At 57.4% G+C, this 11,702-nt stretch carries 11 protein-coding genes; 5 read left to right on the top strand and 6 right to left on the bottom strand.

All coding sequences use genetic code 11. The features are described 5' to 3' along the window. Positions 1-80: 80 nt before the first annotated feature. The 5 genes from gbpA to DVA44_RS21315 form a co-directional block, all read right to left on the bottom strand. Entirely contained in the window at positions 81-1,529 is a 1,449-nt protein-coding gene (gene gbpA / locus DVA44_RS21335; RefSeq protein ID WP_114388077.1) for an N-acetylglucosamine-binding protein GbpA, read from the bottom strand. 185 nt (positions 1,530-1,714) lie between these two features. Continuing rightward, positions 1,715-2,101, bottom strand: a complete 387-nt coding sequence (gene ridA, locus DVA44_RS21330) for a 2-iminobutanoate/2-iminopropanoate deaminase (RefSeq protein ID WP_103823057.1) — start codon at positions 2,099-2,101, stop codon at positions 1,715-1,717. A 68-nt stretch (positions 2,102-2,169) separates the two neighbouring features. Continuing rightward, positions 2,170-2,631, bottom strand: a complete 462-nt coding sequence (gene pyrI, locus DVA44_RS21325) for an aspartate carbamoyltransferase regulatory subunit (RefSeq protein ID WP_103823058.1) — start codon at positions 2,629-2,631, stop codon at positions 2,170-2,172. A 12-nt stretch (positions 2,632-2,643) separates the two neighbouring features. Further along, complete coding sequence (gene pyrB, locus DVA44_RS21320) at positions 2,644-3,576, bottom strand: aspartate carbamoyltransferase (RefSeq protein ID WP_114316045.1); 933 nt, start codon at positions 3,574-3,576, stop codon at positions 2,644-2,646. A gap of 34 nt (positions 3,577-3,610) precedes the next feature. Then, positions 3,611-3,715, bottom strand: coding sequence for a pyrBI operon leader peptide (locus DVA44_RS21315; protein ID WP_103178041.1), 105 nt, complete (start codon positions 3,713-3,715; stop codon positions 3,611-3,613). Positions 3,716-3,918: 203 nt separating this feature from the next. On the opposite strand from DVA44_RS21315, the gene DVA44_RS21310 reads away from it, so the two are divergent. The 5 genes from DVA44_RS21310 (at position 3,919) to DVA44_RS21290 (ending at position 10,698) form a co-directional block, all read left to right on the top strand. Further along, a complete protein-coding gene (locus tag DVA44_RS21310; RefSeq protein WP_114388076.1) occupies positions 3,919-4,371 on the top strand; it encodes a YhcH/YjgK/YiaL family protein in 453 nt (150 codons plus the stop codon). Between the two features lie 188 nt (positions 4,372-4,559). Beyond that, a complete protein-coding gene (locus tag DVA44_RS21305; RefSeq protein ID WP_114388075.1) occupies positions 4,560-5,468 on the top strand; it encodes a dihydrodipicolinate synthase family protein in 909 nt (302 codons plus the stop codon). A gap of 14 nt (positions 5,469-5,482) precedes the next feature. Next, on the top strand, positions 5,483-7,450 hold the full coding sequence (locus DVA44_RS21300) for a YjhG/YagF family D-xylonate dehydratase (RefSeq protein WP_114388074.1): 1,968 nt from the start codon (positions 5,483-5,485) through the stop codon (positions 7,448-7,450). A 239-nt stretch (positions 7,451-7,689) separates the two neighbouring features. Continuing rightward, the gene (locus DVA44_RS21295) at positions 7,690-9,072 is read left to right on the top strand and encodes an MFS transporter (protein WP_114316041.1); all 1,383 of its coding nucleotides are present in this window, start codon (positions 7,690-7,692) and stop codon (positions 9,070-9,072) included. A gap of 12 nt (positions 9,073-9,084) precedes the next feature. After that, a complete protein-coding gene (locus DVA44_RS21290) occupies positions 9,085-10,698 on the top strand; it encodes a glycoside hydrolase family 43 protein (RefSeq protein WP_114388073.1) in 1,614 nt (537 codons plus the stop codon). A gap of 4 nt (positions 10,699-10,702) precedes the next feature. On the opposite strand, the gene DVA44_RS21285 is transcribed toward DVA44_RS21290, so the two are convergent. Beyond that, positions 10,703-11,461: an IclR family transcriptional regulator gene (locus DVA44_RS21285; RefSeq protein WP_114316039.1), complete on the bottom strand. Its 759-nt coding sequence runs from the start codon at positions 11,459-11,461 to the stop codon at positions 10,703-10,705. Positions 11,462-11,702 lie beyond the last annotated feature (241 nt).

Below are 11,702 nucleotides of genomic sequence, written 5' to 3'. Positions count from 1 at the left end.
GGGTAAGGCGAAGCCGCCACCCGGCAAACAGACCACGGTCCTCTGTGCCCGGCCTGTTCACCGGGCATCAGGAGAGCCTGTTACTTCAGGGTCCACGCCATCTGCCAGTGAGAACCTACACCCGGTTCGAACTGGTTAGCGCCGGCAGCGTACTGTACGCAGTAGCCGCTGTAAGGTGCTTTCTTACACTGGTAGGTTTTGCCATCTTTCGGCTGCAGTACCACGGTGCCCGCTTTGTAGGAAGCGATGTTCTGCGGGAAGGTGTAGTCATATTTACCTGTAGTACCGGATGACGCTTCGTTCTCCAGCATCATGTCGATCACGTCCTGCGCGAACATTACGCCATCTTTGTTGGTGGCGAAGTATTTCAGCATGTGGTGACCGGCAGTCACGTCAGACAGGTTCATGATCACGTCCTGGTTGGCGTTATTCATCTCCTGCTTCAGGTAACCTTTTTCTGCACCCGCGTGGTTCATCACACGTGCTTCCAGGTTAACATCGCCCTGGGTGTTCACGTGGAAGGTCACGGTTGCCGCGCCGTTCTTGATTTTGGAGAACTGCACGTTGGTGATAGCGATGTTTTCGTTCACCTGAGCCTGCTGTTCTTCATAGGAGATCGCGACAGATTTCAGGTTGCTGCCATCTTTCACATAGACGTTGTTCGCGCCGTGAACCGGGTTCACCACACCGCTCTCATCTTTAACACCTACGCGGACATCGCTGTGCGCGGCGTTGATTGCCTGCGCCAGGTCATAGGACCACTGGCTTGCCTGACCCTGGGAAGCGGAGGAGATGGTCAGTTCGGTGCGCATGGAGACCACTTCGCCATTAGCATCGAAGAAGCGGGCAATCACTTTATCGCCTGCATTGACGTTATTACCGGCGATCTGGCCGTTCAGGGTTTTCGTCCACTCGGATACCTGAGCCGGGGTTTCGTCAGGGATCACGTTGCCGCCGTTACCGAAATCAACGTCGATAGCTTGGTAGAAGCTGTTAGTGGTATCGGCAATTTCCCATACCGCGTAAATAACCTGGTAGCCGGTACGCTGTGGCACATTACAGGTCATTTGCTGACGCTGAGCTGGTGCCTGGCCATTACCATTTACAGTACAGAATGGTGTGGATTCAAATTGATCGCGGGTCAGCGGTTTATTTGGATTCCAGTCTTGTTTAGTAATATACCAACGCCAGTTGGTGGTTTTATGTGGAGCAGTATGATACCAGGTAAAAGTATTTTTACCGGCAGTAATCGGAGTTTTGGTCCATGCGTTCAGGCTCTGACGATCGAGCTGAGAATACTGCGTAATACCGGCGCTGGCCAGCTGTCCATCCGGCGGCAGCGCGCCAGTTGGGAAGCCAGAGGTGCGTTCAACGCTCTGCGGTTCCCACTGAACAGAACCACAATCAATATTTTTACCGAGCTTACACATATAAGCGCGGCTGGCTGGAGATTCTACATAGCCATGTGCTAAAGCCGATGAAGCAACCGTGAGTGTGGCAAGTGCCAACGCAATTTTAGACAGTTTCATTTTTTATTCCATTAAAAGGGATTAATAATTTTTTGGGCAGGGTCAGTTTCCCCTGGAATAAAAAATTGATCATTTCAATCGGTGATGAAAAATAATGATGAAAATACTTGAAGTCTATTTATGGCTGTGTATTAACAAAATAAAAAAGGCAGCCTGGGCTGCCTTTTGCATATTAAAATCAACTATTAGCGACGCACGGCAATCGCTTCGATTTCGATCTTCACATCTTTTGGCAGACGCGCCACTTCCACGCATGAGCGCGCCGGGAAGCTGGCGTTATGCTCGGTGAAGAAGGCTTCGTAGGTGGCGTTAACGGTAGCAAAGTCGTTGAGATCTTTTACAAATACGGTTGTCTTAACGATATCGCCCACTTTCAGGCCAGCGGATTCAACGATCGCTTTGACGTTTTCCAGCGACTGACGCGCCTGAGCGGAGACATCTTCTGGCACATCACCGGTTTTTGGGTTCACCGGGATCTGGCCGGAGGTGATGATCATGCTGCCAAGATCAACGCCCTGAACGTAAGGGCCGATAGCTGCAGGTGCATTTTCCGTCGCGAGTACTTTGGTCATGATTTCTCCTGAATGAATACGAAAAGTCCCGGCCATTATAGAAAGCCAGGCATGCATTGCCACCTCAATTAGTTGGCCAGCACCACATTATGTGAAAACTCTTTTTCACAATATTTGCATTTAAGTGCGATATCATTCGCGCGTTTTTTCACTGCAAAACTGGAGTTTACTGGCTCAGCATGGCTGATGCAGTTGCTGTTCGGGCACACCAGCACGCTCTCGATGCGCTCCGGCAGGCTCGGGCGGGATTTGCCCACCACTTCGTAGTCGTCGATGCGGTTAACGGTTGCTTCCGGGGCATACAGGGAGAGCTGGTTAACCTGCTCGTCGGTCAGGAAGGTGTTCTCGATTTTAATCAGGTCTTTGCGGCCCATCTCGCCAGAAGGCAGGTTCAGGCCGATGGTGATGCGCTGGTCGGTTTCGGTCAGTTTGAACAGGGTCAGCAGCTTAAAGCCCACCTGCGCAGGGATGTGGTCAATTACGGTGCCGCGCTTGATGGCTTCGACCTGGAGTTTGTTATCGTGTGTCATTGTCATTTCCCCTTACAGAGCTAAATCGCGATTCAGAACCAGTGCCAGTAACGCCTGACGGGCGAAGATGCCGTTTCCGGCCTGCTGGAAGTACCAGGCGTGCGGCGTTTTATCCACGTCGGTGGTGATCTCATCGATACGCGGCAGCGGGTGCAGCACCTTCATATTGTCGCGTGCGCCTTCAAGGTCGCTGGCGCGCAGGACGAACTGCGCCTTCACGTTGGCGTACTCCGACGGATCCAGACGCTCTTTCTGCACGCGGGTCATATAGAGAATATCCACTTCACCCATCACCTCTTCGATGCTGGCGTGCAGGCTCCACTGAATCTTTTTCTCATCGAGCATATCGAGGATGTACTGCGGCATCGCCAGCGCGTCCGGGGCGATAAAGTAGAAGCGGTTGCCGTTGAATTTCGCCAGCGCCTGGGTCAGGGAGTGGACGGTACGGCCATATTTCAGGTCGCCGACCATGGCGATATTCAGGTTCTCCAGGCGGCCCTGGGTCTCCTGAATGGTGAACAGATCCAGCAGGGTCTGGGTTGGATGCTGGTTGGCGCCGTCACCGGCGTTCAACACCGGAACACCGCCGGAAAACTCGGTCGCCAGGCGGGCTGCACCCTCCTGCGGGTGACGCATGACGATGGCGTCAACGTAGGTGCTGATGACCGAGATGGTGTCCGCCAGGGTTTCGCCTTTTTTACCGAGCGAGGTATTGCTGCTGTCGGAGAAGCCCACCACGCTTGCGCCCAGGCGGTGGATAGAGGTCTCAAACGACAGGCGAGTACGGGTGGAAGCTTCGAAGAAGCAGCTGGCGATCACCTTGTGCTTCAGCAGCTCCGGTTGTGGATTGGCTTTCAGTTTTGCCGCGGTTGCCAGAACCAGCTCCAGCTCTTCACGGCTGAGGTCGTTGATGGAAATGATGTGTTTTTGATAAAGCGGATTCATTTTTATCTCCTGACGCCGGGCAAAAAAAAGCCCCTCAAATGAGGGGCTTCTGGAATAGGGATCGCAACGGGAAGAAAAACAGCAGGCCAGCGTCTGCTTTAAGACGCGCTGGGGCACTCTGTCGAACATGTTTGAGCATGCTTCCTCCTGGCAAATTGTGGGGCATTATACGCAGCCTGACCCGCGGATCAAGCGAATAATGCACACTTTACGCAGCGAAAACGGTTGGGCGTGCATGGTTATGCGCAAGTGCTAATCCCGGTCAAAAAGTGGTGGTATGGCAGCTGAAATTCTCGTATAAAAGTTGAAAATGAAACGGTGTTTTATATTGAGGATTTAAACATGATCGTTGGTAATATTCATAATCTACAGGCCTGGCTGCCACAAGAACTGCGTCAGGCGATCGAACACGTTAAAGCGCACGTAACCGATGCTACCCCGACCGGTAAACATGACATCGACGGCAACAACCTGTTCTATCTGGTTTCCGAAGATATGACCCAGCCGTTCGCCGAGCGTCGCGCCGAGTACCACGCCCGTTATCTGGACATTCAGATCGTCCTGAAAGGCCAGGAAGGGATGACCTTCAGCACCCTGCCAAACGGCACGCCGGAGACCGACTGGCTGGCGGATAAAGATATCGCTTTCCTGCCGGAAGGCGAGCAGGAGAAAACCGTGGTGCTGAGCGAAGGTGATTTCGTGGTCTTCTACCCGGGCGAAGTCCACAAACCGCTGTGCGCGGTGGGCAACCCGGCGCAGGTGCGCAAAGTGGTTGTGAAGATGCTGGTGGCCTGATGCCTTTCCCCTCTCCCGTCGGGAGAGGGAGTTTCATCCTTTCATTCCGTTCTGTGATCAAGCTTAAAAAACAGACACACCCTCGTGTTACCTGATTGTCCTTCGCTTTCTTCGCGTTCTAGTATAAAAGTTAAATAAATGAACGCTGTTCTATAATGTAGAACAAAATGAGTCAGCAAGGAGTTCTCATGCAGCAGACCGTGCAGTTCTCGGGCATTATTCCCCCTGTCTCCACCCTCTTCACCGCCGACGGCAAGCTGGATGAGCAGGGCAGCGCCGCACTTATCGACCATATGATCGACGCCGGGGTCGATGGCCTGTTCTTTTTAGGTAGCGGCGGAGAGTTTTCCCAGCTCAACACCGCAGAGCGCAAAGCGATCGCCGAATTCGCCATCGCCCACGTGAAGGGGCGTGTACCGGTCCTGATCGGTACCGGAGGCACTAATGCCCGGGAAACCATCGAGCTGAGCCAGCACGCCCAGCAGGCCGGTGCCGACGGCATCGTGGTGATCAATCCCTATTACTGGAAAGTGTCGGAAGCGAACCTGATCCGCTACTTTGAGCAGGTGGCCGACAGCGTCACCCTGCCGGTGATCCTTTATAACTTCCCGGCCCTGACCGGGCAGGATCTGACCCCGCAATTGGTTAAAACTCTGGTGGACTCCCGGGCCAATATCGTGGGCATCAAAGACACCATCGACTCGGTGGCCCATCTGCGCAGCATGGTCCTCACCGTCAAAGCGGCGCACCCGCAGTTTGTGGTGCTGTGCGGTTACGACGATCACCTGTTCAACACCCTGCTGCTGGGGGGCGACGGGGCGATCTCCGCCAGCGGCAACTTTGCCCCGCAGGTGTCAGTCAACCTGTTGCAGGCTTTCCGCGACGGCGACCTGGCCCGGGCGGCGCAGTATCATCAGACCCTGCTGCAAATCCCGCAGATGTATCAGCTGGATACGCCGTTTGTGAACGTGATCAAAGAGGCGATTTCCCTGTGCGTACGCCCGGTCTCCACCCACGTGCTGCCGCCTGCCGGGCCGCTGAATGACGCGCGCAAGGCGCAGCTGAAAACGCTGCTGCAACAGCTCAAGCTCTGCTGAACCGGAAGGTCACGATGTCGATAGAAACCATTTTTACCCCGCAGGATGATGCCTTCTATTCGGTGATCACCCACGCGGCGGGGCCGCAGGGGGCACTGCCCCTGACCCCGCAGATGCTGATGGAATCCCCCAGCGGCAATCTGTTTGGCATGACGCAGAACGCCGGGATGGGCTGGGATGCCAACAAACTTACCGGCAAAGAGGTGCTGATTATCGGCACCCAGGGCGGGATCCGCGCGGGAGATGGCCGCCCGGTGGCGCTGGGTTACCACACCGGTCACTGGGAGATTGGCCTGCAGATGCAGGCGGCGGCAAAAGAGATCACCCGCAACGGCGGGATCCCGTTCGCCGCGTTTGTCAGCGACCCGTGTGATGGCCGCTCCCAGGGCACCCACGGGATGTTTGACTCTTTGCCGTACCGCAACGATGCGGCGATCGTGTTTCGTCGTCTGATCCGCTCCCTGCCCACGCGCCGGGCGGTGATTGGCGTCGCCACCTGCGACAAAGGGCTGCCTGCCACCATGATCGCCCTGGCCGCGATGCATACTCTGCCGACCATTCTGGTGCCGGGCGGGGCCACGCTGCCGCCAACCTTCGGCGAAGATGCCGGCAAGGTGCAGACCATCGGAGCGCGTTACGCCAACCATGAACTCTCGTTGCAGGAGGCTGCCGAGCTGGGCTGCCGCGCCTGCGCCACACCGGGCGGCGGCTGTCAGTTTCTCGGCACGGCGGGCACCTCCCAGGTGGTGGCCGAAGCCTTAGGTCTTGCGCTGCCCCATTCGGCGCTGGCCCCGTCAGGGCAGGACGTATGGCTGGAGATCTCCCGCCAGTCCGCGCGGGCGGTGATTGAGCTGGATAACCGCGGCATCACCACGCGCGATATCCTCACCGATAAAGCGATTGAAAATGCGATGGTGATCCACGCCGCCTTTGGCGGCTCCACTAACCTACTGCTGCACATCCCCGCCATTGCCCACGCGGCGGGCTGCACTATTCCGGACGTGGAGCACTGGACGCGGATCAACCGCAAGGTGCCGCGGCTGGTGAGCGTATTACCGAACGGGCCGGATTATCACCCGACGGTGCGGGCCTTCCTTGCGGGCGGCGTGCCGGAAGTGATGCTCCATCTGCGCGATCTCGGTCTGCTGCATCTGGATGCGATGACCGTTACCGGCCAGACCGTCGGGGAAAACCTCGACTGGTGGCAGGGCTCTGAGCGACGGGAACGCTTCCGCCAGTGCCTGCGCGAGCAGGACGGCGTCGATCCGGATGATGTGATCCTGCCGCCGGAGCGTGCGAAAGCCCGCGGACTGACCTCCACGGTGGCCTTCCCGGTGGGCAACATCGCGCCGGAGGGATCGGTGATCAAGGCCACGGCCATCGACCCGTCGGTGGTGGGTGATGATGGCGTTTACCGTCATACCGGCCGGGCGCGGGTGTTCGTCTCGGAAGCCCGGGCGATCAAGGCAATCAAAAACGGCGAGATCGCCCAGGGCGACATCATGGTGGTGATCGGCGGCGGGCCGTCCGGCACCGGCATGGAGGAGACCTACCAGCTCACTTCGGCGCTCAAGCATGTTTCATGGGGTAAAACGGTCTCGCTGATCACCGATGCCCGCTTCTCTGGCGTCTCCACCGGGGCCTGTTTTGGCCATGTGGCGCCCGAAGCGCTGGCCGGTGGGCCGATTGGCAAACTGCGGGACGGCGACATCATCGAGATTGTGGTGGACCGCCTTTCCCTGACCGGCAGCGTGAACTTTATCGGCACGCCACTGACGCCGCTCACCCCGGAAGAGGGCGTCATTGAACTGGCACGTCGCCAGCCGCATCCTGAATTGCATGCCCATGAATTTTTACCGGACGATACGCGTCTGTGGGCGGCATTACAGTCAGTGAGCGGCGGCACCTGGAAAGGGTGTATTTACGACACGGATAAAATTATCGAGGTTATTAACGTCGGTAAAAAAGCGCTCGGTCTTTAATTATATTTATTGCTCTTGTCGTCTACGGAAAATATTCCGTGGACGGCTTTTCTATGCCTGCCATTTATTTATTTTTACGATTTTAAAACAGTGATTTGATATATATCGAGCAGTGTCACAAAAGCAAAATAACGTAATTCAGAAATAAGATATGGTCATTGCTGATAAATTAATCAGCTTATTACACTCTATTAACACGTTATTGTGAATTCAGCACACTAAATAAGGGTGTATTTCTGATGATGCCATTAACCATGAAAGATAAAATTGGCTACGGGCTGGGTGACACCGCCTGCGGCTTCGTCTGGCAGGCGACCATGTTCCTGCTGGCCTATTTCTACACCGATGTGTTTGGTTTATCCGCCGGGATTATGGGCACGCTGTTTTTAGTCTCCCGCGTGCTGGATGCGGTAACCGACCCGCTGATGGGGCTGCTGGTGGACCGTACCCGCACCCGTTACGGCCAGTTCCGCCCGTTCCTGCTGTGGGGCGCAATCCCGTTTGGCCTCGTCTGCATGCTCACCTTCTACACGCCGGACTTCTCGGCCAACGGCAAAGTGATTTACGCCTGCGTCACCTACATCCTGTTGACCCTGGTCTACACCTTCGTCAACGTGCCCTATTGCGCCATGCCGGGGGTGATCACCGCCGATCCGAAGGAGCGCCATGCCATGCAGTCCTGGCGTTTCTTCCTCGCCGCGGCGGGATCGCTGGCGATCAGCGGCATTGCCCTGCCGCTGGTGGGGATCATCGGGAAAGGCAACGAGCAACTGGGTTACTTCGGCGCGATGTGCGTGCTGGGGCTTTGCGGCGTGGTGCTGCTGTTCGTCTGCTTCTTCACCACCAAAGAGCGCTACACCTTTGAGGTGCAGCCGGGATCGTCGGTGGCGAAAGATCTGAAGCTGCTGCTGGGCAACAGCCAGTGGCGGATCATGTGCGCTTTCAAAATGATGGCCACCTGTTCCAACGTGGTGCGCGGCGGGGCGACGCTCTACTTTGTGAAATATGTGATGGATCATCCGGAGCTGGCGACCCAGTTCCTGCTCTACGGCAGCATCGCCACCATGTTTGGCTCGCTCTGTTCTTCCCGTCTGCTGGGCCGTTTCGACCGGGTTAAGGCCTTCAAGTGGATCATCGTCGCTTACTCTCTGATCAGCCTGCTGATCTTCTTCACCCCGGCCGAGTATATCGCTTTGATCTTTGCCCTCAACATCGTGTTCCTGTTCGTCTTTAACACCACCACGCCGCTGCAGTGGCTGATGGCCTCCGACGTGGTGGATTACGAAGAGAGCCGCAGCGGCCGCCGTCTGGACGGGCTGGTGTTCTCCACTTACCTGTTCAGCCTGAAGATCGGCCTGGCGATTGGCGGCGCGGTGGTGGGCTGGATCCTGGCGTACGTGAACTACTCCGCCAGCAGCAGCGTGCAGCCGGTAGAGGTGCTCACCACCATCAAAATTCTGTTCTGCGTGGTGCCGGTGGCGCTCTACGTGGGCATGTTCACCATGCTGTCGTTTTACAAACTCACCGATGCGCGGGTGGAGGCCATCAGCCAGCAGTTACTCAAGCATCGCGCGGCGCAGGGCGAAGCCATTCCCGCCGCGGCAACGGCAGCATCTCATTAAGGAGGAGGCACTATGTACACCATTACCAACCCGATTCTGACCGGCTTTAACCCCGACCCGTCGATGTGTCGCCAGGGTGAGGATTACTACATCGCTACCTCTACCTTCGAGTGGTTCCCGGGTGTGCGTATTTACCACTCCCGGGATCTGAAGAACTGGCGGCTGGTAAGCACCCCGCTGGATCGCGTGTCGATGCTGGACATGAAGGGCAACCCGGACTCCGGCGGCATCTGGGCGCCGTGCCTGAGCTACGCCGACGGGCAGTTCTGGCTGCTCTATACCGATGTGAAGATTGTCGACTCCCCGTGGAAAAACGGGCGCAACTTCCTGGTCACCGCCCCCTCCATCGAGGGGCCGTGGAGCGAGCCGATCCCGATGGGCAACGGCGGGTTTGATCCCTCCCTGTTCCACGATGACGATGGCCGCAAATACTACATCTACCGCCCGTGGGGGCCGCGCCACCACAGCAACCCGCATAACACCATCGTGATGCAGGAGTACGATCCGCAGACCTGCACGCTGTCGCCGGAGCGCAAAACCCTCTTCACCGGCACGCCGCTCTGCTACACCGAAGGGGCGCATATCTACCGTAAGGATGGCTGGTACTATCTGGTGGTCGCCGAAGGCGGCACCAGCTATGAGCACGCGGTGGTGGTGCTGCGCTCAAAAACCATCGACGGGCCCTACGAGCTACACCCGGAAGTGACGATGATGACCAGCTGGCACCTGCCGGAGAACCCGCTGCAAAAAAGCGGCCACGGCTCGCTGCTTCAGACCCACACCGGAGAGTGGTACATGGCTTATCTCACCAGCCGCCCGCAGCGGCTGCCGGGTATTCCGCTGCTGGGCTCCGGCGGGCGCGGATACTGCTCCCTGGGGCGTGAGACGGGGATCGCGCGCATTGAATGGCGCGACGGCTGGCCGTACGTGGAAGGCGGTAAGCATGCCCAACTGATGGTGCCTGGCCCGCAGATGACCGAAAGCCCCGCCGTGGCGCAGACCAACTGGCGAGACGATTTCGACGGCGAGCGCCTCGACCCGGAGCTGCAAACCCTGCGCATTCCGTTCGACGACTCCCTCGGCTCCCTGCGGGCCCGTAAAGGCTTTTTACGCCTGTACGGCAACGACTCGCTGAACTCGACCTTCACCCAGTCCACCGTGGCGCGCCGCTGGCAGCACTTCACCTTCCGGGCGGAAACGCGGATGGAGTTTGCCCCGCGTCACTTCCAGCAGAGTGCGGGGCTGGCCTGCTACTACAACAGCAAAAACTGGAGCTACTGCTTTGTGGACTATGAGGAGGGGCAGGGCAGAACCCTCAAGGTGATCCAGCTCGACCACAACGTGCCGTCGTGGCCGCTGCACGAGCAGCCCATCCCGGTGCCGGAGAGCGCAGAGAGCATCTGGCTGCGGGTGGATGTCGATCGCCTGGTCTACCGCTACAGCTACTCCTTTGACGGGGAGCAGTGGCACACCGTGCCGGTGACGTACGAGGCGTGGAAGCTATCGGATGACTATATCGGCGGGCGGGGCTTCTTTACCGGCGCGTTTGTCGGGCTGCACTGCGAGGATATCAGCGGTGACGGCTGTCACGCCGACTTCGACTACTTCACTTACGAGCCGGTATAACGGCTCAGGCCGGGTAGCCCAGCGCGCGTGAGAGCTGGCGCCCGGCCTCCTGCAACTGTTCGCGGAAGCGGGCCAGCTCCTCGTCGTCTACCCGGGAGGTTAAGGTGGAGAGGCTCAGGGCGGCAATGACCCGGGATTCGTGGTTACGCACCGGGACCGATACGCAGCGCACACCTTGCTCGTTCTCTTCGCTGTCGAGGGCATAGCCCTGCTCGCGGGTCTGCGCCAGCGCGGCCAGCAGCGCCTCGCGGGAGGCCAGGGTCGCCGGGGTAAAGGTGGTGTAGTGATAGCCTTCCAGCAGGGTATTCAACTCGGCCTCGCTCAGCCAGGCGATCAGCACTTTGCCGATGGCGGTGGCATGCACCGGCAGGCGACGGCCAATGCGCGAGTAGGCGATGGCCGCCAGTTTGCCTTCGATCTTCTCGATATAGACCCCTTCGCGCCCGTCCAGAATGCCCAGATGGGTGGTCTGCCCCGTTCGCTCCGACAACGCGGTCAGGAAGTGCTTCGCTTTCTGGCGGATATCCATAGTGCTCACCACAAAGTGACCGCGCTCGACCAGCTTCATGCCGGGGCGATATTTACCGTTCTCCGGGTTCTGATCGATATAGCCGTGCAGTTGCAGGGTTTTGAGGAGCGAGTGGAGCGTGCTTTTGCTCAGGCCCATCTGTTTACTGATGTCGGTGATTTTAAGTTCCGTCGCCTGTTCATTAAACAGATCGAGGATCTGTAAGGCACGTTCAACAGATTGAATAATAGGCATAAGATCGGGACATCCGCGCTGGAATCAGGGCCAAAACGTACCCTGTTTACGCTGAAAAATCAATCGATGCGGGAGGCAGGTTCTTTACGCCGGGTCATATTCATGCCGCTGTAATTTGACTTAAGTAAACTTTGAGGCTTATTACCCTTGATTGAAAGGATAGGCTGTACCTATTACCACATTTTGATTGTTCTTTTACACTTATTTACCGTATGGCTTTCCGCTTTCTGCATGCTCGTTT

The organism is Leclercia sp. W17, assembly GCF_003336325.1.
Classification (GTDB): domain Bacteria; phylum Pseudomonadota; class Gammaproteobacteria; order Enterobacterales; family Enterobacteriaceae; genus Enterobacter.
The sequence above is the reverse complement of the archived record's forward strand: the minus strand, read 5'-3'. Positions and strand labels throughout refer to the sequence as shown.

Excerpts from the sequence above, each read along its gene's own strand:
- DVA44_RS21300 (WP_114388074.1), top strand. The coding sequence starts at position 5,483 with ATGTCGATAGAAACCATTTTTACCCCGCAGGATGATGCCTTCTATTCG.
- pyrB (WP_114316045.1), bottom strand. The coding sequence starts at position 3,576 with ATGAATCCGCTTTATCAAAAACACATCATTTCCATCAACGACCTCAGC.
- DVA44_RS21310 (WP_114388076.1), top strand. The coding sequence starts at position 3,919 with ATGATCGTTGGTAATATTCATAATCTACAGGCCTGGCTGCCACAAGAA.
- DVA44_RS21285 (WP_114316039.1), bottom strand. The coding sequence starts at position 11,461 with ATGCCTATTATTCAATCTGTTGAACGTGCCTTACAGATCCTCGATCTG.
- ridA (WP_103823057.1), bottom strand. The coding sequence starts at position 2,101 with ATGACCAAAGTACTCGCGACGGAAAATGCACCTGCAGCTATCGGCCCT.
- pyrI (WP_103823058.1), bottom strand. The coding sequence starts at position 2,631 with ATGACACACGATAACAAACTCCAGGTCGAAGCCATCAAGCGCGGCACC.
- DVA44_RS21295 (WP_114316041.1), top strand. The coding sequence starts at position 7,690 with ATGATGCCATTAACCATGAAAGATAAAATTGGCTACGGGCTGGGTGAC.
- DVA44_RS21315 (WP_103178041.1), bottom strand. The coding sequence starts at position 3,715 with ATGCTCAAACATGTTCGACAGAGTGCCCCAGCGCGTCTTAAAGCAGAC.
- gbpA (WP_114388077.1), bottom strand. The coding sequence starts at position 1,529 with ATGAAACTGTCTAAAATTGCGTTGGCACTTGCCACACTCACGGTTGCT.
- DVA44_RS21305 (WP_114388075.1), top strand. The coding sequence starts at position 4,560 with ATGCAGCAGACCGTGCAGTTCTCGGGCATTATTCCCCCTGTCTCCACC.
- DVA44_RS21290 (WP_114388073.1), top strand. The coding sequence starts at position 9,085 with ATGTACACCATTACCAACCCGATTCTGACCGGCTTTAACCCCGACCCG.